Source organism: Allomuricauda sp. NFXS6 (assembly GCF_040148835.1).
GTDB lineage: Bacteria > Bacteroidota > Bacteroidia > Flavobacteriales > Flavobacteriaceae > Flagellimonas.
In genome coordinates this window covers 102,629-126,847 of sequence record NZ_JAGEMG010000009.1, presented here as the reverse complement: position 1 = coordinate 126,847, position 24,219 = coordinate 102,629, and the positions used below count along the sequence as shown (strand labels likewise).

Genomic DNA, 24,219 nt, shown 5'->3' with positions numbered 1-24,219 from the left:
CTCTGAACTCCTAACTCTAAATAGAGAAAAATGCCTATTTATCATAAACTCGGAAAAATTCCGCCAAAGCGGCATACCCAATTCGAGAAACCTAGTGGCGGGCTATATTACGAACAGCTCTTTGGCACTATCGGTTTTGATGGGATGTCCTCACTTTCCTACCACGTTCACAGACCTACGCAGGTCAAGGAGATAGGGAAAGCCTTGGAGGCAAGCCCAAAAATTGCCGTAGAAAAGAATATCACCAGCCGAAAATTTATTGGTTTTGATGTGGCACCCAAAGATGATTTCTTGGAAGCGCGCGAACCCTTATTGGTGAACAACGATGTTCACGTGGGCTTGGCAGCACCTAAAAAATCGGTTACCGACTATTTTTACAAAAATGCCGATGCGGACGAAATGCTCTTTATCCACAAAGGCTCAGGAACCTTAAAAACCTTTTTGGGCAATATTCCGTTCGAATACGGGGATTATCTCATCATTCCACGTGGGATGATTTACCAAATAGAGTTTGATACAGAAGATAACCGTATTTTATTTGCGGAATCCTTCCATCCTATTTATACCCCGAAACGGTATCGGAACTGGTTCGGACAACTATTGGAGCACTCCCCTTTCTGTGAGCGCGACTATAAATTGCCACAAGATCTTCAAACCTTTGATGAAAAAGGAGAGTTTTTGATGAAAATCAAGAAACAGGGTATGTTGCACCAACTTGTCTATGCTACACATCCTTTTGATGTCGTAGGTTGGGACGGTTACAATTTCCCTTACGGATTTTCCATCCACAATTTTGAACCAATAACGGGACGTGTGCACCAACCGCCACCTGTGCACCAAACCTTTGAAACAGGTGCTTTTGTGGTTTGTTCGTTCTGTCCAAGGTTGTACGATTATCATCCCAAGGCCATTCCCGCTCCTTATAACCATTCCAACATAGATTCTGACGAAGTGCTGTATTATGTGGATGGTGATTTTATGAGTCGTACAGGAATTGGACCAGGATATATTTCGTTACATCCAGCTGGTATTCCTCACGGACCGCACCCTGGCACTTACGAAGCTAGTATCGGTAAAAAAGGTACGGAGGAATTGGCAGTGATGATAGACACCTTCAAACCCTTGCAGATTACCGAGAATGCACTTAAGATTGACGATGGCAAGTACTATAAATCGTGGTTGGAATAAAATAAATTCATTACGGCCTTCTATCATTTCGAGCGCAGTCGAGAAAAGAAGGCCTAAGTATTGCTCTCGACTGCGCTCGAGCTGACATATTAACCATCAGATGATTATAGAAATACCTGAAAACTCAGATTTTTCGATTCACAATATTCCCTTCGGGATTTTTTCCACCAAGGATAGAAGTCCGAGGGTAGGTGTTGCCGTTGGCGAACATATTTTAGATTTGGCCGCTGTGGCCGAATTGGATGTGTTCGATTTCAATACCGCATTGCTGGAAAAAGACACCTTGAATGATTTTATTTCCCTCGGGAAGGAAATCACCACTCGGGTACGCAAAAAGATTCAGTATTGGCTAAAGGATGATGATTCCGTTTTGGCCGGAAAGCCAGAGCTCTTCGTGAAACAGTCCGAAGCACAAATGCATATGCCCATTGCGGTAGGTGATTACACGGATTTTTATTCAAGTTTGGAACACGCCACCAATGTTGGGAAAATGTTCCGGGACCCAGAAAATGCCCTTTTACCCAATTGGAAACATATTCCTGTGGGCTATCATGGCAGGGCGAGTTCCATTATTGTAAGCGGACAGCCCATCTATCGACCCAAGGGTCAGACCATGCCCAATTGTGGAGAAGCTCCCGTTTTTGGTCCTACGCGACGTTTGGATTTTGAATTGGAAATGGGATTCATTTGCGGAAAAGAGACGCCATTGGGCGAATCTATTTCTACAAAAGATGCCGAGGATTATATCTTCGGGCTGGTATTGTTCAACGATTGGTCGGCTAGGGATATCCAAAAATGGGAATATGTGCCGCTTGGCCCTTTTTTGGCCAAGAATTTTGCCTCGTCAATTTCTCCGTGGGTGGTGACTTTAGAAGCACTGGAACCCTTCAAACTGGCAGGTCCCAAACAAGAACCTGAAGTGTTGCCTTATTTGCAATTTGAGGGCGACAAGAATTATGACATCCATTTAGAAGTTGGCATCACACCAGAAAAAGGTGAGAAAACCACCGTTTGCTTTAGTAATTTTAAACATATGTACTGGAACATGACCCAACAATTGGCGCATCACACGGTAAATGGATGCAACATCAATATTGGGGATATGATGGCTTCCGGAACCATTTCAGGGAAGGAAGAAAACAGTTTTGGCTCTATATTGGAATTGTCCTGGGGAGGCACAAAACCCATCAAACTAAAAGATGGAAGCGAACGCAAATTCATTGAAGACGGCGATACGGTGACGATGAAAGGTTACGCACAAAATGGCGATATTAGAGTCGGATTTGGCGAAGTGACCACTACAGTGTTGCCAGCTAAAGAATGAATACAATTTCAGATGTCACATTGAGCGCAGTCGAAATGTGATCTGAAGTTTAACCATATCTCGACTGCGCTCGATATGACAAAACAAAATCAATCTTAATGATCAAAACCATAGACCCAACTACAATACCACAACCAGAACTGTATACCATTTTATCCACTGCGGTGGCCCCAAGACCTATTTGCTTTGCAAGCACGGTGGATGCCGAAGGCAAGGTAAACCTGAGTCCGTACAGTTTTTTCAACGTCTTCAGTTCCAATCCGCCTGTGATGGTATTTTCCCCAACGAGAAGCGGCAGGGACAATTCCTTAAAACATACGCATCAAAATGTGGTGGAAGTGCCCGAGGTGGTCATTAATGTGGTGAACCACAAAATGGCGGAGCAGATGTCGCTCTCCAGTACGGCGTACGATAAAGGCGTAAACGAATTTGTAAAAGCTGGTTTTACCGAAGTACCCAGCGTGAAGGTAAAACCGCCACGGGTGGGCGAGGCACCCGTATCTTTTGAATGCACGGTTTTGGAAGTAGTGGAAATTGCACAAACCCCAGGAGCAGGAAACTTAATCATCGCTCAAGTGGATATGATTCACATCAATGACGAATACCTAACGGATGGTGTCCTAGATACCGAAAAATTGGACTTGGTGGGCCGTATGGGTGGCAATTGGTACATCCGAGCCATTAAAGAATCCCTGTTTGAGATTCCAAAGCCCATCCGTACCCACGGCATTGGCGTGGATGCTTTGCCCAAGGGCATTAGAGAAAGTGATATACTTACAGGAAACAATTTAGGGCGATTGGGAAATTTGGAGCAATTACCTTCCCCAAAAGACATTGAAACCATTATTGAGGCCGAGGGAATACAAGATAAATCCAAAACCGAACTGCACACCTTGGCCAAACAGTTCTTGGAAGATGGGAATACCGAAAAGGCGATGGCCTATTTATTGTTCGGGGAAAATATGTAGTACGAAAATGTCCATTTTTGCTAAATATGGACATTTTATATATTTTTGAATAATCATTAATAGGTTTGTCATGAACATCAGTTTCACAAAAAAACAGGAAGAATATATTGCTCAACAAGTTGCGACTGGAGAATATCAGAACAATAGCGAAGTTATTCGCGACGCTTTACGTTTGCATAAAGTGTATAGGGAAAAGGTCATTAATGATCTCAGAAATGAGATAGAGAAAGGTTGGAATGCACCTGACAGCCCAAGAACCATGGAGGAAATCATTGTGGCAAAAAAGAATGGATGACAGCCAGCTACGTTCTATCCCAAGAAGCAGATAATGATATCGAGGGTATTTTCGAATATGGCGAACTCAAATTCGGCACTTCCCAAGCCATTGAATATTTAATCGGCATGAACAGTCACTTCGAAGTGATAGCCAAAAATCCAACTATTGGAATAGAAAGAAAGGAAATCAAGAATGAATTGTTCAGTTTCCCCTATAAATCACACGTAATATTCTATCGTAAGATGCGCGGATATGTACGTATCATACGAGTCATATACGGAGGAAGGGATTTAATAAAAATCTTGACTTGATGTCAAATGAAAAAATGAAAAAAAACATAACATCCATTTTCAAACCCCATTTAGTACCCAAAGAGGTGTATAAAGGCGGAAAAAACATTCCACCATCAAACAAAAAAATTTACAAATTGTCATCCAACGAGAATCCGTTGGGTGCATCACCAAAAGCGGTTGCCGCTATGAAAGCTGCGCTGGACAACATCGACATTTACCCCGACCAGACCGATATCCGTTTACGCGAAGCCTTGGTCCAAGATTTTGATGGTCGGTTGTACGCTGACCAATTCTTGTGCGGGAATAGCGGTTCGGAGGTTATCGATATGCTGCTTCGAGCTTTTATCAACGAAGGGGACGAGGTTATTTTTTCCAACCCCTGCTTTCTACCCTACTCCGTTTTTTCCAGATGGTACGGTGCCAGCCAAGTTGATATTCCCCTATTAGCCCCTAACTACGATTTGGATGTGGAAGGTATCTTGAACGCTATCACAGAGAAGACCAAAATCATTTTCTTGACCAGCCCCAACAATCCTACGGGGACGTATATTCCAAAAGCGGTGATGGACGATTTTATGGCGCGTGTTCCCAAAAATATTGTGGTGGTGTTTGATGAAGTCTATCGCCACTTTGCCGATGCAGAAGATTATGTTACCGCATTGCCTTATATATTGGAAGGTCACAATGTGGTTGGACTCAACAGTTTTTCCAAAACCTACGGATTGGCAGGACAGCGCATTGGGTACGGCTATACTACAGCCACCATTGCCAATTATGTACGTTTGATCCACAAACCCTTTTTATTACCCCTGACTTCCATTGAAGCGGCTATCGGAGCATTAAATGATACCGAGTTTATCGAAGAAACTGTAAAAACCGTTTTGGAAGGCAGAACTTTTATTGCCAAAGCATTTGATGAACTAGGCATTACATATTGGCCAAGTCAAGCGAACTTTTTTATCATTGACCCACCATTCCCCGAAATGGAGTTCACGGACAAAATGATGGAACAGGGCATTATGGTACGTCCTGTTTCGCAGTTTGGTGCCCCAGGAAAAGTTCGTATTACCATAGGTAATAAAGAGGCGAATGAAGCACTTGTTAAAGCACTTCGGAAAATTAAATAGCCTTAATCTAAATTCGTCAATTCGAGTGGTTTTTGGAGTGAAACGAAAAAATTGTATCGAGAATCAGAATTTTAATAACATGAAACAAGTTCTCGATACTTTTTCCTGAAGGAAAAAACTCGAACTGACAAATTTATTAAGCGGATTACGAATCACGCTTCGACTTCGCTCAGGATGACACTTCGGTGTTAATCCCGTCAAGCTGAATTTATTCAACAACTCATCTAATTCTTGCCTAAAAATTCAATCAGATTCCGACTTATGCTTCGACTTCGTTCAGCATCCGTGAGAAATGACAAGGATTACAACACAAACCGATAGGTAGCTTTCAATAAAAAAATGTTTTGTGGTTTTTGACCAAAAATGTTGTCGCCCAAACTGGACAACAGTCCATTGGTCGGGTCGCCATTCCTTGACACATCTTGCGACCATACCAAGAAAATTTCCGACCCTGGGATGTACTCCCATCGGATGACCAAATTGGAACGGAACTGCACAAAGGAAAAGTCTGGATTGTCAAAACTAAAATCGGTTATACCATCCAAATCTTCATCAATGGTGTAGGTACCCTCGGCAAGTTCAGTCTGTTCAGACGTGTATTGCACAAATCTATCCGCAAAGGTCTTGGCAACCGGGTCCGTGATATGCTTAAAATTGGAATAGCGTCCTCTCGAAATAAAGGGTTGTCCCCAATATTGGATGGTCAAATTGGGGTTGATGGTATAGTTTAAACGCACCGACATACTCAAGGTACGCTGATTAATTTCCCCGTTCAGGTAGCGCGGCGAACCATTGACATTATCAAAATTATCAATATACTGTAATTTATCGTGATTGATATCCAAAGAAGGGAATACGGAAATCCGTAATGCATTTAAGGGCTGATAAACAAACCCTCCTTCCATATAATAGCTTTTTATGGAGTTGTCCAGCGCTTTTCTACCATTGTGAAAAAATGAGAATCGCAATTTCCTCCTGTAATCCGTATTGATACTGTTCCAAAAGCTCACCCAGGGCGATTGTCGCAATCTTGGGCCACCTCGCAAGGCAAAATTGGAATACTCGATAGGGGCAAAATTGAACCCGATATTGGTGTTCCAATTGTCCTTCCAGTTTTGCCAGCTATTGGTATTGAACTGCAAATAATTATGATTTCCCATAAAATCCCAAGCCGACCAATGGTTGTAGTTGATGCCCACTCGCCTAAAGGTACTGTCCGGCTTTAAGGTTTGATAGCCTATCCAAGTATAATGCCGTACATCGTCAGCCTGACGCTGAAACCCGATATCGTTGAGCTCCAATTCGGGCGATCGCCAAGTAGCTCCGGACTCGAAGCGCCAATGTCCATTGCCTATCTTTCCAATTTGCACGTTGCCCCCAGTTCCTGTCAATGATGTTCTAGTGGTGTCCACGGCGACGTGGTCTGCCCCCACCCTATCGAACAAATGGGTGATGGATTCTTGGGTATTGGTGATGGCTTCTTCGCTCCCGCGCACATGGCTCAAAGTGATGTTGCCGCCAACATACCAATCCCGGTTGGCCCATTGGTGTTTAAAATCAAATCCACTGGTGTAGGCTGCACTATGCAAAAAATTGAGTTGTTCCGGTAAGTTTTCTCGGTTCGTGGCCGTAAAAATGCCCCCGATATACGAATTTCGTTCATTAAAGTCCTTTTGCAACCTCCCTACAAAGTAATTGGTCAGGGGTTCTACCATTTCCGTTCGGGTATCCCCATTACCATTTAATATGGTTGCGGTTCGCTGAGCGGTGACGCTCTCGAGTACGCCAATGGCCCATCCGTCTTTGGTCTTACCACTGAACTTTGCCGCACCAATCATCGGGGTGTTGTCCGGCTGATCCACAAACTCCCCGTCCAAAGTATTTGGGTAACCTTGGGGACTACGCCCAATTCTACGGGAATAAAAAATATTGTCCGAACCAAACGTATTACCGGCTTGGGATTGCGATACACTGAAATCAAAAATGTTTTTGTTCTCCACAAAAAATGGGCGCCGCTCTTGAAAAAATATCTGAAAACCGTCCAACGCAATGGCAGATGGGTCGGCATCCACCTGTCCAAAATCGGGATTGACCGTCAAATCCAAAGTCAGGTCGTTGGTGATTCCTATTTTGGCATCCAGTCCTGCCGTGATGTTACTTTCACTTCCATCCCTAAAGGGATTCCCTTCCTCTGCCTCGTAGGTTTCGGTTTTTGCCACTGTATAGGGCTGAATTTCCAATTGTTTTTGAGGTTCAATATTTTTTAGACCGTGGAGCTCCCCGAACTCGCTCACCCAACCGGGCTGGTCTACTGGTTTGCGTTGCCACACGGAGCGTTCTTCATTTCTAAAAAAGCGTCTTGTGGACTGAAAACCCCAAACTTGTTCTTCTGCACTACCAAATTTCAATTGACTTAAGGGGATACGAAGTTCCGCGGTCCACCCCTTATCATCTACATGGGCCTTAGCATACCAAATAGGGTTCCAGCTCGAATCCCAATTATTGCCATTGTTAGATATAAACTCATCACCTTTTACCCCTGCTGCTGTAATGGTAAAAGAAAATGCAGTACGTTTATCAAAATAGCTATCTATATTGAATTCTATCCAGTCACCATCAAAACCATCCCTTCGGGACAATCTTTTTACAATTTTATCGGGTTCGGAATCATAACAGCGCACACCTATATATAGGTTCTTGCTATCGTATAGTATTTTAAACTTGGTTTGGTGGCTGGGCGGGGTGTTCTCATCGGGCTGCCATTCAATATAATCACCGCCCCATTCTACAAGATTCCATGCCTCATCTTCCAAAATACCGTTAATGGTTGGAGCGGCATATTCCCCCAAAGCTTTGGTGGTATATTTTTTTTTGATGACGACCTCTGTGGAGTCTTGGGCTTGAAGGTTATAAACAAAGAAAAGACTAAAGAAAACCAGAACTAAGTTTCTCACGGATTCGTTTTTTGATTAGATAGATGTATTAAAGACCTGTGAAAATGGCAAGAGTTACAGTCGACGTTTTTTTTAATCTTTTTTTAACATTTTCAACAAGCTATATTGCAGGACCTTTATAAAGCCTCCAATTGGAATTTAAAAAAGTGGAAAAATATTCCCGATCAACCGTTTGTAATTCAATCTAATAATTGTACATTTGCAGCCCGTTATTCGGGATAGGTTATTAAATCAATAATATTCGAGAAGTGGATACATTAAGTTATAAAACTATTTCCGCCAATAAATCTACTGTTGACAAACAATGGTTATTGGTTGATGCTGAAGGACAGACCTTAGGAAGATTGGCGTCTAAAGTAGCCAAAATACTTAGAGGGAAATATAAGACCAACTTTACCCCCCATGTTGATTGTGGAGACAATGTCATTGTCATCAATGCTGAAAAAATCGATATGTCAGGCAACAAGTGGGATGAGAAAGAATATCTAAGATATACCGGTTATCCAGGTGGGCAACGTTCCGCTTCTGCTAGAGAAGTGTTGGAAAAACATCCCGAGCGCATTATCGAAGGTTCTGTAAAAGGAATGCTTCCAAAAAACAAACTTGGAGCCGATTTGTTCAGAAACCTAAAGGTATATGCCGGTACTGAACACGGACAAGAAGCGCAAAAACCAAAAGCTATAAACTTAAACGACTACAAATAATGGAAGTGGTTCATAAGATAGGTAGAAGAAAAACCGCTGTGGCAAGAGTATATGTTTCCGAAGGATCTGGAAACATCACAGTAAACAAAAGAGATCTTAACGATTACTTTACCACAGGGACATTACAGTACAAAGTGAGACAGCCTTTCACTTTAACTGAAACCGATGGCAATTACGATGTAAAAGTAAATGTCTTTGGTGGTGGAATCACAGGTCAGGCAGAAGCTGTTCGTTTGGCTTTGTCCAGAGCAATGTGCGAAATAGACGCAGAAAACAGGGCGGTTCTTAAACCAGAAGGTTTATTGACAAGAGACCCAAGAATGGTGGAAAGAAAGAAATTCGGTCAGAAGAAAGCCCGTAAGAAATTCCAATTCTCCAAACGTTAATATACTTTGGGTGCTACGGCATTCAATTATAGATAAGTTCATTGAAAACCCTGAAATTATGTACTATACTTTCAGGGTTAAATTTTTAACCAAGTTGTCGTTGTTCTAAAAAGGATAATGTAATCGACTTTTTGGAAACTAGTTTAGCATCTAAATGGGTTGGGCGAACAAAATTTTGTGACCACCAACACATTGCTACTACAACGGAACGTAAACTAAGTACAAGAAATGGCAAGTAAAATTGAAGTAAAAGACTTACTGGAAGCAGGTGTGCATTTTGGGCACCTAACAAGAAAGTGGAATCCGAACATGGCCCCTTACATCTACATGGAGCGTAACGGAATCCACGTAATCAACCTCTACAAAACGGTTGCAAAACTTGACGAAGCCAATGAAGCTCTCAAGAAAATTGCATCATCAGGAAGAAAAATCCTATTTGTAGCCACAAAAAAACAAGCAAAGGACATTGTCGCGGACAAAGTATCCAAAGTGAACATGCCGTACATCACAGAAAGATGGCCAGGTGGTATGTTGACCAACTTTGTAACCATTCGTAAAGCTGTCAAGAAAATGGCTGCTATCGACCGCATGAAGAAAGACGGTACCTTCAACACGCTTTCAAAAAAAGAAAGATTGCAAGTAGACCGTTTGCGTGCCAAGTTGGACAAGAACTTAGGTTCTATTGCCGATATGACCCGTTTGCCAGGTGCACTTTTCATCGTTGACACCATGCGTGAGCACATCGCAGTAAAAGAAGCTCAAAAATTGAACATTCCAATTTTTGCGATGGTTGATACCAACTCCGACCCTCGCGATGTTGACTATGCCATCCCATCCAATGATGATGCCGGTAAATCCATTGAAATCATTATGGAATCAGTAACCCAAGCAGTTGCTGAAGGTTTGGAAGAGCGCAAGAGCGAGAAAACTGGCGAAAAAGACAAAGAAGAAGCTAAAGCTGCCAAAACAGAAGAAGCCTCTAAAAAAGAGGATAAAAAAGCTGAGGCCGCTCCAAAAAAGGAAGAAAAAGCCACTGAAGAAAAGCCCGCAAAAAAAGCTGAGGCCGCTCCAACCAAAGAAGAGAAACCTGCTGAGGAGGAAAAGCCTGCAAAAAAAGAAGCTAAAGCAAAACCTGACGACCTTACCAAGATTGAAGGTGTTGGACCTAAAGCCGCCGAAGCTCTTATTGCCAGCGGAGTAAAAACTTACGCCGAACTTGCCGATGCAGATGCCGAAAAAGTTAAGGAAATCTTGACCGAGGCCAGTTCAACTTTAGCTCACTTGGACCCAACATCTTGGCCAAAACAAGCAAAAATGGCTGCCGAAGGAAAGTGGGACGAACTTAAAGAATGGCAAGATAGTGTTAAAGGAGGAGTTGAATAACCCTACTGATTTAACATTGTCCTAAACAAAAACACTTGCATAGTGTTTTACTTTACGTAAAATTTAAAAAGAAAAGAAAATGGCAAAGATTACCGCCGCAGAAGTAAATAAATTAAGAAAGGCCACTGGAGCTGGAATGATGGATTGCAAAAAAGCTTTGGTTGAAGCCGAAGGCGATTTTGATCAAGCAATCGAGATCCTTAGAAAAAAAGGCCAAAAAGTTGCTGCAAAAAGAGCTGACAGAGAATCATCTGAAGGTGCAGCCATTGCAAAAGTGAATGATGACAACACACAAGGTATAGTTATCTCCTTGAACTGTGAAACAGACTTTGTTGCCAAAAACGACACCTTTGTAAAACTTGCAACGGATTTAGCCGATCTAGCACTAGGTTACGACAACAAAGAAGACTTTCTTGCTGCTTCCTTTGGGGGAATGACCGTGGCAGAGAAATTAACAGAGCAAACCGGTGTTATCGGTGAGAAAATCGAAATCGGTAGCTTCGAGAAATTGAACGCTCCTTTCGTAGGATCATACATCCACGCAGGAAACAAGATTGCCACTTTGGTAGGTTTGTCCGCCAATGTTGATGGTGCTGCCGAAGCTGCAAAAGACGTAGCTATGCAAGCAGCTGCCATGAATCCTGTTGCATTGGACGAAGAAGGGGTTGATCAATCCATTATCGATAAGGAAATCGAAATTGCAAAAGATCAATTGCGTGAAGAAGGTAAGCCTGAGGAAATGTTGGACAAAATCGCTCAAGGTAAATTGAAGCGCTTCTTTAAAGACAACACTTTGGTGAACCAGGCTTTCATTAAAGACAGCAAACAAAGTGTTGCCCAATATGTGAAGTCTGTAGATTCCAGCTTGGAAGTTACAGGTTTCTCAAGAGTAGCATTGGGTTAATTCACCACAACAATAAATTCAGAAAACCGCTTCCCGACCGAAGCGGTTTTTTTATGTTCCTATCAAACCCATAATTCTTCATTTCCCGTAAATAATTTTGATTATTTTTGTCCGGACTTCAAGAAACTCTCAATGCATTACAAAAGAATTTTATTAAAATTAAGTGGAGAAGCCTTAATGGGCGAACAACAATATGGTATCGATGCCAAGCGATTGGACGAATATGCCGAAGAAATACAAGCTGTTATTGAAAAGGGTGTTGAAGTAGCCATTGTAATCGGTGGAGGAAACATTTTTAGAGGTCTCGCCGGCGCTAGCCAAGGTATGGACAGGGTCCAAGGAGACCACATGGGAATGTTGGCCACGGTAATCAATGGATTGGCATTGCAGAGCGCCCTAGAAATAAAAGGAGTACAAACAAGATTGCAATCGGCCATCAAAATAAATGAGGTCGCGGAGCCATTTATCCGAAGGAGAGCCATCCGGCATTTGGAAAAAGGAAGAGTCGTCATCTTTGGCGGTGGAACGGGAAACCCTTATTTCACAACGGATTCTGCCGCAGTATTGAGAGCCATCGAAATAAAAGCAGATGTAATTTTAAAAGGAACCCGTGTTGACGGCATTTACACATCTGACCCGGAAAAAGATAAAAACGCCACTAAATTCGATTCCATTTCCTTTAACGAAGTACTTTCCAAAGGACTTAAGGTGATGGATACAACAGCGTTCACATTGAGTCAGGAAAATGAGCTGCCCATTGTGGTGTTTGATATGAACACACGAGGTAATTTGATGAAAATAGTTTCCGGAGAAAATATCGGAACCGTGGTCAATGTTTAAATTGACGAGCACTTTGGTTTTAGTTTTTTAAATTTGAAAGTTATGGACGAAGACGTAAAATTTATTCTTGATAGTACAAAAGAAAGCATGGAAGCAAGTATTGAACACTTGCAAAAAGCATTGACCAAAATTAGGGCCGGTAAAGCAAGTCCCATGATGCTGTCCACCGTTATGGTGGATTACTATGGGTCACAGACCCCGCTTTCCCAAGTATCCAACATTAATACTCCCGATGCACGAACCCTTTCCGTACAGCCATGGGAAAAAAACTTGTTGGCCGATATTGAAACTGCCATAACAAATGCCAATTTGGGCTTTAACCCCATGAACAATGGTGAAATGGTAATCATTAACGTACCACCGTTAACGGAAGAAAGAAGAATACAATTGACCAAGCAGGCCAAAGCGGAAGCCGAAGATGCCAAGGTGAGCATCCGCAGTGCTAGACAGGATGCCAACAAAGAATTAAAAGCGTTGGATATTTCCGAGGACCTTTTAAAGAACGCCGAAGTCGATGTACAAGAATTGACCGACACCTATAGCGATAAAGTTGATGACATATTGACCCACAAAGAGGCCGAAATAATGAAGGTGTAAAACTTCGATTTTGACCGGATTCTTTCCTAGGAACACAACATATCATTTTCTACCTTTGCGGCCAACAAAACCCATATGGTAGCAAAGCTCACTAAAGGATTTTGGCCCAAGGTCGCAGGAATCATACTCCGCAATAGAATACTTATTCTTTTGGGGGTTGCTGCCTTTACTGTTTTCCTTGCTATGCAATGGAAAAATATGCGGTTTTCCAATACGGAAGCCAATATCCTCCCTGACGACCATCCAGCCAGTATTCAGTACAATGCGTTTACCAAAATATTTGGAGAAGAGGGCAATGCCATAGTCTTGGCCATTAGGGATTCTGCATTGTTCACCCCAAAAAACTTTAACCAATGGAACACGCTGAGCAAGCAGCTCGATGCTTTTCCCGAGGTTGAATATGTTATTTCGTTGGAGAACCTAAAGGAGCTAATCAAGGACAACGATACCCAAACGTTCTCCATGGAACCTCTAATAACTACTCCTCCAACGACCAAAACCGAAATAGATTCGCTGACAAACCACCTTTTCAAAGAACTTCCTTTCTACGATAATCTGGTATACAACGCTAAAAGCGGCACCATCCAAACCGTTGTTTATCTTGACAAAGATATTATGAACACAGCGGTAAGAAACGAGTTTATACTCAATGACCTTGCTGAGCTTGTAGAAGATTTTGAGCAAGAGACCGGAATGGATGTCCGTATTTCCGGAATGCCTTACATACGCACCTGGAACACCAAATCCATTGTTGATGAAATCGGTCTTTTTATCGTAGGTGCACTTTTGGTCACCTCTATTATTTTCTTCTTTTTCTTTAGAAGTTTCAGAGCTACTTTCATCTCTATGTGCGTAGTGATCATAGGGGTAATGTGGGCCTTTGGGATACTGGGCCTCTTAAAGTACGAAATTACGATACTTACCGCTTTGATCCCCCCCTTGATCATTGTAATCGGCATACCCAACTGTATTTTTTTGATCAACAAATATCAGCAAGAGGTCAAAAAACATGGAAACCAAGCATTATCGTTACAACGGGTAATCTCAAAGATTGGTAATGCCACTTTAATGACGAACATTACCACTGCTTCTGGTTTTGCCACCTTCATAATTTTGGACAGTGACCTGCTCAAAGAGTTTGGTATCGTCGCTTCCATCAACATTGTTGGAATATTTATCTTATCCCTCTTGATCATACCCATCATTTACAGCTTTATGCCGCTTCCAAAGACCAAGCACTTAAAGCACTTGAACAAAAAATGGATGGACATTTTTGTAAACTGGATGGAAAATATGGTGAGAAACCATAGGATTGCGGTTTACATTACCACAGTGGCCGTCTTGGTATTAAGCATTATCGGAATTTACCAAATGCGTATTACGGGAAGTAGGATTGAAGACCTCCCTAAGAAAAGTCACTTTTACAAGGACATCCAGTTTTTTGAAGCTGAATTTGATGGTATTATGCCTATGGAAATCGTAGTGGATACCAAACGTAAAAATGGGGTAATTAAACCTGCCACCTTAAAACGAATGGACGGATTGGGGACCGTAATCGATGAAATTCCGGAACTCTCGAGACCCATTTCCGTTGTTGATTTGGTAAAGTATTCCAAACAGGCTTTTTACAACGGAATACCTAAATACTATCAACTGCCCACCAGCCAAGAGAATACATTTATAATGAATGCCGTTCAAAAATCGTCCACTGACGGAACAGACCTTTTGCAAAGCTTTGTGGACAGTACTGGCCAAACAGCACGATTGACTACCTATATGCGCGATGTAAAAATCGACCGAATGGAGGAGATTGAAAAGGACCTGCAAGAAGCTATTGCAAAACAGTTTCCATCGGAGCGATACGATGTTTTTATGACGGGAAAAGCCCTTTTGTTCCTAAAAGGCACGAAGTACTTGGTCAAAAACCTGTTGTTGTCCCTAGCATTGGCCATAGGCTTGATCTCGCTTTTCATGGCCTACCTGTTCCGATCCTATAAAATGGTCATCATTTCCCTAGTGCCGAACTTATTGCCATTGGTTATTACCGCCGGGGTCATGGGCTATTTGGGCGTACCCATTAAACCATCCACCATACTTGTATTCAGTATTGCCTTTGGTATATCGGTAGATGATACGATTCACTTTTTGGCCAAATACCGCCAAGAACTTACAGCCAATCGTTGGCACATTAAAAAATCGGTGTATGCAGCTCTAAGAGAAACCGGGGTAAGTATGTTCTACACTTCCATCGTTTTGTTTTTCGGATTTTCGGTCTTCATCATCTCCAGTTTTGGAGGAACCAAGGCATTGGGCGGATTGGTTTCGGCCACTTTGTTGTTCGCCATGTTGTCCAATTTGATCTTGTTGCCATCACTACTGCTGTCCTTGGAAAGAAGTATTGCCAACAAACAGGTGCTTAAAAAACCTCAAATCGATATTTTACCTCAGGACGAAGACAACCTCAAGGACAAATAGTGTCCGCCATCGATATAAATTAGAGCTTTCCATTGCCATCGTTTTTTATCAAAAACCTATCTTTACCAATTAAATTAAGATAGTTTTAGAATGATGTCTTATTCCATAAAAGAATTGCTGGAAAAGCAACCCATAGGAGATTCCGTTGAAGTAAATGGATGGGTAAAAACATTTAGAAGCAACCGATTTATCGCATTAAACGATGGTTCGACCATACATAACCTGCAATGTGTCGTAGATTTTGAAAATTTGGACGAAGGATTGCTCAAACAAATTTCAAGCGGTGCCGCACTAAAAGTCACCGGAACTTTGGAAGAAAGCCAAGGCCGGGGACAACGTGTGGAAATACAAGCAACGGATATTTTTGTGCACGGTACCGCAGACCCGGAAACCTACCCTATTCAACCCAAAAAGCACTCGTTGGAGTTTTTGAGGGAAAAGGCACACCTTAGGGTGCGCACCAACACCTTTTCCGCGGTAATGCGGGTTAGGTCGGTACTTTCGTTTGCGGTTCACAGCTATTTTCAGCAAAACGGGTTTTATTATATGCACGCACCCATTATTACGGGTTCCGATGCCGAGGGAGCGGGAGAAATGTTCCGCGTATCCACTTTGGACCCCAAGAATCCACCACTAAATGACTCTGGGGATGTAGATTATTCCGAGGACTTTTTTGGAAAAGAGACCAACCTGACCGTATCAGGTCAGTTGGAAGCAGAAACCTACGCCATGGGACTGGGCAAAGTGTACACTTTTGGACCCACTTTCCGAGCAGAGAACTCCAACACATCACGTCACTTAGCAGAATTCTGGATGATTGAGCCGGAAATGGCTTTCTTTGATCTGGATGCCAATATGGACCTTGCCGAGGATTTTATCAAATACATCATCCAATACGTGCTGGACCATTGCCAAGACGACTTACAATTCTTGGAGAAACGTTTGTTGGATGAAGAAAAGACCAAGCCACAAACCGAGCGCTCCGAAATGGCTTTGATCGAAAAGTTGAAATTCGTAGTGGAAAATAACTTTAAAAGAGTATCCTACACGGAAGCCATTGATATTTTAAAGAACAGCAAGCCGAACAAAAAGAAAAAGTTCCAGTTCCCTATTGACGAATGGGGAGCGGACCTACAAAGTGAGCACGAACGTTTCTTGGTAGAAAAGCACTTTAAATGCCCAGTGATTCTTTTTGATTACCCAGCAAACATCAAGGCATTTTACATGCGCTTGAACGAAGATGGCAAAACCGTACGTGCCATGGACGTGCTTTTCCCCGGTATTGGCGAAATCGTGGGAGGATCCCAGCGGGAAGAACGCCTGGATGTACTGGAACAAAAAATAAAGGAACTGGATATTGATGCCAAAGAACTATGGTGGTACCTCGATTTAAGAAAGTTTGGTACGGCGGTGCACAGTGGTTTTGGACTAGGTTTTGAGCGTATGGTACAATTTGCCACGGGAATGGGGAACATCAGGGACGTTATCCCTTACCCTAGAACCCCGCAAAATGCCGAGTTTTAATTTGATTTTGTTATTTTAAGAAAGTAAGATTGTAAATTATCAATCCGTATGCTGAAACAACATCTACAGTTTAAGCTTTCCCAAAAACTGTCTCCGCAGCAGATTCAGCTCATGAAGCTTATTCAATTGCCCACACAGGCTTTTGAACAACGATTGAAGCAAGAGCTAGAGGAAAACCCTGCATTGGAGAGCGGCAAGGAGGAAAGCGATGCTCTGGATGACATGTACGAGGACACCTATGATGATTCAGCGGACAATGAGAACATTGACACCGAAGAAATCAATATTGATGATTACTTGAGCGATGATGAAATTCCGGATTACCGCACCCAAGCCAACAACTATAGTGCAGACGATGAGGACAAAAGGGTGCCCTATGCCGCAGGAACATCGTTCAACCAATATTTGATCAACCAACTGAACACGACTTACCTAGATGATCAGGAATGGGCCATTGCCGAGTTTTTGGTAGGCAGTGTGGATGAAAGCGGTTACATCCGAAGACCACTCCCAGACATTATGGACGACCTCGCCTTTACACAAAACATTTACGTGGAGGAAGATAAAATCGAGGAAGTTCTAAAAATAGTCCAAGATTTGGACCCACCAGGTGTGGCCGCACGTTCATTGGACGAGTGTTTGATCATTCAATTAAAGCGTAAAGAACAAAAGCCTTCGGTTGAGCTGGCCATTAACATTCTGGAAAGGTCTTTTGATCATTTTACCAAAAAACATTACTCCAAACTTATACAAAAGCACCATATTTCTGAGGAAGAGCTAAAAGCCGCAATCTCTGAAATCGAAAAACTCAATCCCAAACCAGGAGGCTCTTATGCCGGGAACACCCGTATAATCGAACATATTGTTCCCGATTTTTCCATAAAGATCGTCGATGGTGAACTGGAACTTACCCTAAATGGAAGAAATGCCCCGGAGCTTCATGTTTCCAAAGATTACAGCAATATGCTGGAAGGCTATAAAAACGCCAAGGAAAAGACCAAATCACAGAAGGATACGGTAATGTTCATCAAACAGAAATTGGATGCCGCCAAGTGGTTTATAGATGCCATTAGGCAACGTCAGCAGACGCTCTTTATCACGATGAGTACTATCATGGAATATCAAAAGGAATATTTTATGACCGGGGACGAACGAAAATTACGGCCCATGATCTTAAAGGACATTGCCGATAAAATAGATATGGATGTTTCCACGGTTTCGCGTGTTGCCAACAGCAAATATGTGGATACACCTTATGGCACCAAACTGATAAAAGATTTCTTCTCTGAATCCATGAAAAACGAACAGGGGGAAGATGTATCGACCAGAGAAATTAAAAAGATATTGGAGACCGTTATTCGTGATGAAGAGAAAAAGAAACCACTTACGGATGCCAAACTGGCCAAAATCCTAAAAGATCGAGGCTACCCCATAGCTCGCCGAACCGTGGCCAAATATCGGGAGCAACTAGGCATACCTGTAGCAAGGTTAAGAAAAGAAATTTAATGCGGCACGTATACCACATTATCTCTTACCTCTTTCACCCATTGTTCATACCGATTGGAGGTACGATAGTGTATTTTATGGTGGCACCCTACAGCACCTTGGAGACCCAAAGCGGGAACATACTTCCCATTTTTATACTTACTGTGATCATTCCGATTATCTTTTTTTTGATACTAAAGAATCTGGGGATTATCAGCTCCATATTTCTACCGACCGTCCAAGAACGCAAATACCCGCTTTTTATAAGTTGTATCATCTTTTTGATGATATTGATCAAAGTAATCCCCAATAACTACGTACACGAGCTCTTTTACTATTTTACCGGGCTTTTAACAGCGACATGTGCAACGCTGATTTTACTCTTCTTTAAGTTTAAGACGAGCATGCATTTGTTGGGCATGGGAAGCATCTTGACTTTTATGGTTGCCTTGAGTATTCATTTTGAAATTAATATTACCATTGCCATAAGCTTGTTCACGCTCTTTACGGGGCTGGTGGCCACCTCTAGATTATACCTTAAGGCCCACACTAAAAACGAGTTGCTGATTGGCTTCCTTTTGGGGTCCTGCTCTCAATTGATTATTTTGAAATATTGGCTATAGGATATAGAAAATCAACCCAATCCGCAAAACCCTAAAGTCCAACGGCACCCCATTTAAGATGGTATTGTCCTTAAGCAAGGGATTTAAGCTATAATAGGTATGGATGTTCCAGGTGTTGAATCCAAAATTGAGCATCAAGCCATATTGAAAGGCTTCAATATCATCGTTGGAAAATGAACTATTACCGTTGTCTGTCACCAATTTTGATCTACCTGAAAACACATAGCCCAATTTTGCACCGGCATATATCCTCCAAAACGAATAATCATCCGCCGTAGAGGTTCGCCATCTGATTTCAAAAGGAAGCTCTATGGAATGTGTTTCAAACTTGCTTCGATTGAAATCGGAGTCCGCCAGAATTTGATATTGGTTTCCATTGGCTCCCTCCGCAGCACCCATATTTGTATAATAGGAATTTGCCGCATAACCTAAGCCAAGGCCAATCCCAAAATTACGTCTTTCGTTAAAAGGGATATCCTTTATGAACCCAGCTTGCAGGTTATAGGAAAAGTTACGTTGACCAACATCCTCCGGAGTATCGAATAAAATATTATACCCCACCCCAACATAAAACTGATCCTCCAAATAACGATTGTCCCATGGTTGTATACTATCTACCGTGGTTTGGCCCAAAACTGGTACCCAAACCACCAAACACAATACAATGATTATTAATTGATGTACTAAACGAATCATGTGACAATTTAAAACAAAAAACGCCCCAAATTAAAAATTTGGGGCGTTTCCCACTAAATCTAAGCTATTGCCTACTGTAGATTGTTAAAAGCGTCACCTTCATAAGTGGTATAATTCACTTTAAGGGCATTCACTTCTCGCAATTGTTGTTTAATGTCGGTAATAAGGCCCATATTGGCATCCTTATCCACCTTCAAAGCAGTAGTCAATACGTTTTGAAGTTCTTGCGGTTTATTTGCACGTTCTGCCAAAATAAATGAACCAACTTCGTCCACATTGGCAAATTTGTCATTCAATTGAATTTTTGGTTCTGTACCAAAAACCTTTTGATATTCTTGAGTAGGTGTTCCTACATAAATGTAAATAACACGATCCTTCTTTTCGAGCTTCTTGATTTCGGAAGCGTTGGGAAGGGTATTGGCAACCATTAGAGAACTATCTTTCATCGTGGTCACGGTCATAAAGAAGAACAGTAGCATGAAAACGATATCAGGCAACGAAGCTGTTGACACCGCTGGCAAATCTCCTTCCTTCTTTTTGGTAAACTTAGCCATATTGAATAGTTTTTAATCGGTTGTTGTTTCTGCCTCGGAAAGTTTTTGTGGGAACATATCCTGGATACGCTTCACCTTTTCTTTCAATTCGTCTCTTACACTTGATGGTGTCTCAGGATTCAGATATTCCGCCTCCATTTTTGTAAAGTCTCTACCATACAAGCGTTGTGCTTCACGGTTACGCAAGTCATTGTATGCACCAACCAATTCGTTCTGAACCGTAATATACGTACTGTACTTGGTTTCCCTATCATTCTTTAACGAGATAATGGCTTTGGTGGGGTTATCTGATGACGAAGGATCTTTTTTACCTTTACAGTAAGTACAGGTACCATCTGCACCGTTCTCCAAAAAGGCGGTGGCAGCTTCCCTCAAATCTTTCATTTCCATCAAATTATCTTCAACCAAAAGTTGTCCATTTCTGTTGATGTTAACCGTAAAAATGTTCTTCTGCTTTATAATAACATCCTGATCTGGCGGCTCAATCGGCGGTAACATACGATCCAAACCTGCATCTGTTTCTATGGTGGTGGTCACCAAGAAAAAGATTAGCAAGAGGAAAGCGATATCCGCCATGGAACCGGCATTTACTTCCGGTGCTCCTTTTCTTCTAGGCATAATTCAACTTTTTTTTACTTAACAAACATTCTTTTCAAACCTGGTACTATCATTAAAATAACCGCAATTACGGTCAGGATAAAAAATACATTCAATCCCATTCCAATGTTTTTCACAGTTGCCTCGGTGGTCTCAACGCCTCTTTCGGACATTGTTTCCACCACGGACATATTATCGGATGAAAGCCCGTAAGATATAGCCACGATTATGGCCAATCCGCCAATGGCGAACAGTGCTTTCTTAATGCTACCCTTAGTGGTGAACAATTTTGCCAATCCAAATACTAATGAGGTGATTACCGCAATAGCCAGTAGGATGTACATAATTATGAACATAAAGTTCATTGCTCCACTGTTGATGGCACTTGGATCATCGGCAGACGGCAGGGAGAACCAAAGAACGGCAGCAACCAATCCGATGACGATGAGTAATATTTTTACTATTTTATTCATGATTCTCGATAGTTTTTGATTCGTAATTATTTCTTATGGGCAGCCAACATGTCAATCAATGCAATTGAGCTGTCTTCCATGTCATTTACGATACTATCGATTTTAGCAATAATATAGTTGTAGAAAATCTGAAGGATAATCGCAGTGATCAAACCAAATACGGTTGTCAACAACGCCACCTGAATATCCCCTGCAATCAAGGAAGCACTTAAGTTACCTACAGCTGCAATTTTCTGGAAGGCCGCGATCATACCGATTACCGTACCCATAAATCCAAGCATGGGAGCAATAGCGATAAACAAAGACAACCAAGAAACGTTTTTCTCCAATTGACCCATTTGCACACCACCGTATGCGACTACAGCTTTCTCAGCAGACTCGATTCCTTCATCAACCCTATCCAAACCTTGGTAGTAGATAGAAGCAACAGGTCCTTTTGTGTTTCTACAAACTTCTTTGGCAGCTTCAACACCACCGGAAGCCAATGCGTCCTCAACTTGTTGCTTCAACTTAGTGGAATTTGTAGTTGCCAAATTCAAATAAATGATTCTTTCGATGGCTACAGCCAATCCCAAGATCAAACAAAGAAGTACGATACCCATAAAGGCAGGCCCACCTTGTATAAATTGTTCTTTCAAAACTTGGGTGAAACCTTTGCTGGCTTCAGCTTCTTCTTGCAACATTGCTGCAGATGCAGTTGTAGTTCCCATCACAAACATTCCGGCAGCAGCCAGAGTAAAGGATATTTTTTTCATTTTACTTAAACTTAAATTTAGTTAGTTAATAATATAAAGATATAAAAATTTTACAATTGAAAAACTAAAATACCTTGCAGAGAGGAAGGGATTCGAACCCTCGATGCACTTTTGGTGCATACACACTTTCCAGGCGTGCGCCTTCGACCACTCGGCCACCTCTCTATTATTCCATTTAGGCCGACCAATAAACAAAAAAATAATTAGTTATAGAAATTTGAGGCGTTAATTTTACACCATTTCACCACGGAGTGGTGTCTCAAAAATAGTCTTGAACAATTTGGGCGGAACGCCCGTCCCCAATAGGTACATTGCTTTTGTTATGGCGGCTTCGGTTGTAATATCCTTTCCGTTAACCAGTTGCATCTCCTTGAGCTTTTCACTGGTTTCATAATGCCCCATAAAAACACTCCCGCCTGAGCACTGGGTTACGTTAATTATATGCAATCCTTTTTCCACGGCAATTTTTATCGCATTCAAAAACCATTCGTCCATCGGAGCGTTTCCTGCACCGTATGTTTCCAAAATAAGCGCCTTTAAATCGGGAATGTTCAATACTGATTGCAACACATTTTGATTTATCCCGGGAAACAATTTTAAAATCGCCACCCGATTATCCATCTTTTTATGTACCTGAAGTGACTTGTTTTTGGTCACTTTTTTGATCAAATAATTATGATGTACATTTAAATGCACACCAGACTCCACCAAAGGCGGATAGTTTAGAGAGTTAAATGCTTCAAAATGTTCAGCATTTATCTTGGTCGTTCGATTGGCCCTGTACAATTTGTACTCAAAATACAAACCCACCTCTTGTACCACAGGTTTTCCTTTTTTCTGAAGCGCCGCAATCTCTATGGAAGTGATCAAGTTCTCTTTGGCATCGGTGCGCAAATCTCCAATGGGCAATTGCGAACCGGTAAAAATTACCGGCTTTTCAAGGTTTTCCAACATAAAACTCAATGCCGATGCAGAATAACTCATCGTGTCGCTACCGTGCAGCACCACAAAACCATCATTATCTTGGTAATGCTCTTCAATAATCGACGCAATCACCGCCCAATAACCGGGGTTCATATTGGAGGAATCGATAGGGTCTTCGAATGAAATACCTCTCAGGTTACAGTCCAATTGCTTCAGCTCTGGGATATTTTTGACGAGTTCCTCAAAATTGAAGGCCTTGAGTGCACCCGTTTTGTAATCCTTTACCATCCCGATGGTTCCCCCGGTATAAATTAACAGTATGTTGGTTTTCTTTTTCATACAATCAGATTCCGAATATTTTTTTGGAGTTTTCGGTAGTGATAGCAGCAATTTTTTCTTCAGGTATGCTATATATGGAGGAAAGCTTTTCCAATACCTTTACTATATAGGAGCTTTCGTTTCGTTTACCGCGATAAGGCGCCGGTGCCAAATAGGGTGCATCGGTTTCCAAAACTATGTGTTCTAAGTCGATTTGGTTCAAAAATTTATCGATTTTGCCATTTTTAAAGGTAGCTACGCCCCCAATGCCCAATTTCATATTGTATGACATAGCTTGATGGGCCTGTTCCAAAGTTCCCGTAAAACAATGAAAGATTCCGAACAGGTCATCTCCCTTTTCTTGCTCCAATACTTCGAAAACCTCATCAAAAGCATCACGACAATGAATCACGATCGGCAATCGATGCTTTTTCGCCAATTGAATTTGATAGGCAAAAGCCTCTTGTTGTTCTTTCAAAAAAGCTTTGTCCCAATACAGGTCCACCCCTATTTCACCAACAGCGTAGAACTTTCTTTTGGTCAACCACCCTTCCACATGCGCCAGTTCATCCTTATAATTTTCTTTTACGTGGGTGGGATGCAAACCCATCATCAAAAAAACATTGTCAGGATAATTGGATTCCAAATCTAGCATGGATTGCGTATACGTGGAATCGATAGCTGGTATAAAAAAACGTTCCACTCCCGCATTCAGGGCACGTTGCATCATTTCACTTCTATCCTCGTCAAAGGCTTCACTATATAAATGGGTATGGGTATCGGTTATAATCATATCGCAAAAATAGGCTTATCTTAGATGTCCCAAAACTTTGTTTCTAAATTATACCAT

At 41.9% G+C, this 24,219-nt stretch carries 24 protein-coding genes and 1 tRNA gene; 16 read left to right on the top strand and 9 right to left on the bottom strand.

Features of this window, described 5'->3' with window-relative positions; genetic code table 11:
• Positions 1-30: 30 nt before the first annotated feature.
• The 6 genes from J4E06_RS13965 to J4E06_RS13940 all read left to right on the top strand — a co-directional run bounded on the left by J4E06_RS13965 (position 31) and on the right by J4E06_RS13940 (position 5,177).
• Complete coding sequence (locus J4E06_RS13965; RefSeq protein ID WP_349524572.1) at positions 31-1,188, top strand: homogentisate 1,2-dioxygenase; 1,158 nt, start codon at positions 31-33, stop codon at positions 1,186-1,188.
• Positions 1,189-1,288: 100 nt separating this feature from the next.
• Positions 1,289-2,512: a fumarylacetoacetase gene (gene fahA / locus J4E06_RS13960; RefSeq protein ID WP_349524571.1), complete on the top strand. Its 1,224-nt coding sequence runs from the start codon at positions 1,289-1,291 to the stop codon at positions 2,510-2,512.
• Between the two features lie 98 nt (positions 2,513-2,610).
• On the top strand, positions 2,611-3,480 hold the full coding sequence (locus J4E06_RS13955; RefSeq protein WP_349524570.1) for a flavin reductase family protein: 870 nt from the start codon (positions 2,611-2,613) through the stop codon (positions 3,478-3,480).
• A gap of 70 nt (positions 3,481-3,550) precedes the next feature.
• Complete coding sequence (locus J4E06_RS13950) at positions 3,551-3,775, top strand: type II toxin-antitoxin system ParD family antitoxin (RefSeq protein ID WP_349524569.1); 225 nt, start codon at positions 3,551-3,553, stop codon at positions 3,773-3,775.
• The gene (locus J4E06_RS13945) at positions 3,772-4,068 is read left to right on the top strand and encodes a type II toxin-antitoxin system RelE/ParE family toxin (protein WP_349524568.1); all 297 of its coding nucleotides are present in this window, start codon (positions 3,772-3,774) and stop codon (positions 4,066-4,068) included. Before J4E06_RS13950 ends, J4E06_RS13945 begins: the two co-directional genes overlap by 4 nt.
• 14 nt (positions 4,069-4,082) lie before the next feature.
• Positions 4,083-5,177 (top strand): pyridoxal phosphate-dependent aminotransferase, encoded by a 1,095-nt coding sequence (locus tag J4E06_RS13940; RefSeq protein ID WP_349524566.1) that lies wholly within the window; start codon positions 4,083-4,085, stop codon positions 5,175-5,177.
• A gap of 302 nt (positions 5,178-5,479) precedes the next feature.
• Here J4E06_RS13940 and J4E06_RS13935 read toward each other — a convergent pair whose 3' ends face one another.
• Positions 5,480-8,131: a DUF5916 domain-containing protein gene (locus tag J4E06_RS13935; RefSeq protein ID WP_349524565.1), complete on the bottom strand. Its 2,652-nt coding sequence runs from the start codon at positions 8,129-8,131 to the stop codon at positions 5,480-5,482.
• A gap of 248 nt (positions 8,132-8,379) precedes the next feature.
• Here J4E06_RS13935 and rplM point away from each other — a divergent pair, with 248 nt between their 5' ends.
• From rplM to J4E06_RS13885, 10 genes are all read left to right on the top strand, one after another.
• Entirely contained in the window at positions 8,380-8,835 is a 456-nt protein-coding gene (rplM, locus tag J4E06_RS13930) for a 50S ribosomal protein L13 (RefSeq protein WP_349524564.1), read from the top strand.
• Complete coding sequence (rpsI, locus tag J4E06_RS13925) at positions 8,835-9,221, top strand: 30S ribosomal protein S9 (protein WP_100817171.1); 387 nt, start codon at positions 8,835-8,837, stop codon at positions 9,219-9,221. Before rplM ends, rpsI begins: the two co-directional genes overlap by 1 nt.
• Before the next feature lie 228 nt (positions 9,222-9,449).
• Positions 9,450-10,604, top strand: coding sequence for a 30S ribosomal protein S2 (rpsB, locus tag J4E06_RS13920; protein ID WP_349524563.1), 1,155 nt, complete (start codon positions 9,450-9,452; stop codon positions 10,602-10,604).
• 79 nt (positions 10,605-10,683) lie between these two features.
• Positions 10,684-11,508, top strand: a complete 825-nt coding sequence (gene tsf, locus J4E06_RS13915; RefSeq protein ID WP_349524562.1) for a translation elongation factor Ts — start codon at positions 10,684-10,686, stop codon at positions 11,506-11,508.
• Between the two features lie 132 nt (positions 11,509-11,640).
• Positions 11,641-12,348 (top strand): UMP kinase, encoded by a 708-nt coding sequence (gene pyrH, locus J4E06_RS13910; RefSeq protein WP_349524561.1) that lies wholly within the window; start codon positions 11,641-11,643, stop codon positions 12,346-12,348.
• Positions 12,349-12,390: 42 nt separating this feature from the next.
• Entirely contained in the window at positions 12,391-12,945 is a 555-nt protein-coding gene (gene frr / locus J4E06_RS13905) for a ribosome recycling factor (protein WP_349524560.1), read from the top strand.
• A 75-nt stretch (positions 12,946-13,020) separates the two neighbouring features.
• On the top strand, positions 13,021-15,420 hold the full coding sequence (locus J4E06_RS13900) for an efflux RND transporter permease subunit (protein ID WP_349524559.1): 2,400 nt from the start codon (positions 13,021-13,023) through the stop codon (positions 15,418-15,420).
• A gap of 90 nt (positions 15,421-15,510) precedes the next feature.
• Positions 15,511-16,944, top strand: coding sequence for an asparagine--tRNA ligase (gene asnS, locus J4E06_RS13895; RefSeq protein WP_349524558.1), 1,434 nt, complete (start codon positions 15,511-15,513; stop codon positions 16,942-16,944).
• Between the two features lie 48 nt (positions 16,945-16,992).
• Entirely contained in the window at positions 16,993-18,450 is a 1,458-nt protein-coding gene (gene rpoN / locus J4E06_RS13890) for an RNA polymerase factor sigma-54 (protein WP_349524557.1), read from the top strand.
• A complete protein-coding gene (locus J4E06_RS13885; protein ID WP_349524556.1) occupies positions 18,450-19,052 on the top strand; it encodes a hypothetical protein in 603 nt (200 codons plus the stop codon). The genes rpoN and J4E06_RS13885 overlap by 1 nt, the downstream gene beginning before the upstream one ends.
• On the opposite strand, the gene J4E06_RS13880 is transcribed toward J4E06_RS13885, so the two are convergent.
• The 8 genes from J4E06_RS13880 to J4E06_RS13845 form a co-directional block, all read right to left on the bottom strand.
• Positions 19,047-19,748, bottom strand: coding sequence for a porin family protein (locus tag J4E06_RS13880; protein ID WP_349524555.1), 702 nt, complete (start codon positions 19,746-19,748; stop codon positions 19,047-19,049). The two genes, J4E06_RS13885 and J4E06_RS13880, sit on opposite strands and share 6 nt — an antisense overlap.
• A 71-nt stretch (positions 19,749-19,819) precedes the next feature.
• Positions 19,820-20,302, bottom strand: coding sequence for an ExbD/TolR family protein (locus J4E06_RS13875; RefSeq protein ID WP_349524554.1), 483 nt, complete (start codon positions 20,300-20,302; stop codon positions 19,820-19,822).
• A gap of 12 nt (positions 20,303-20,314) precedes the next feature.
• On the bottom strand, positions 20,315-20,920 hold the full coding sequence (locus J4E06_RS13870; RefSeq protein ID WP_349524552.1) for an ExbD/TolR family protein: 606 nt from the start codon (positions 20,918-20,920) through the stop codon (positions 20,315-20,317).
• A 14-nt stretch (positions 20,921-20,934) separates the two neighbouring features.
• Positions 20,935-21,372 (bottom strand): hypothetical protein, encoded by a 438-nt coding sequence (locus tag J4E06_RS13865; protein ID WP_349524551.1) that lies wholly within the window; start codon positions 21,370-21,372, stop codon positions 20,935-20,937.
• Between the two features lie 26 nt (positions 21,373-21,398).
• Entirely contained in the window at positions 21,399-22,127 is a 729-nt protein-coding gene (locus tag J4E06_RS13860) for a MotA/TolQ/ExbB proton channel family protein (protein ID WP_119607592.1), read from the bottom strand.
• 77 nt (positions 22,128-22,204) lie between these two features.
• Positions 22,205-22,292, bottom strand: a tRNA-Ser gene (locus tag J4E06_RS13855).
• A gap of 66 nt (positions 22,293-22,358) precedes the next feature.
• Positions 22,359-23,390 (bottom strand): asparaginase, encoded by a 1,032-nt coding sequence (locus J4E06_RS13850; RefSeq protein ID WP_349524550.1) that lies wholly within the window; start codon positions 23,388-23,390, stop codon positions 22,359-22,361.
• Positions 23,391-23,394: 4 nt separating this feature from the next.
• Positions 23,395-24,162: a TatD family hydrolase gene (locus J4E06_RS13845; RefSeq protein ID WP_349524549.1), complete on the bottom strand. Its 768-nt coding sequence runs from the start codon at positions 24,160-24,162 to the stop codon at positions 23,395-23,397.
• Positions 24,163-24,219 lie beyond the last annotated feature (57 nt).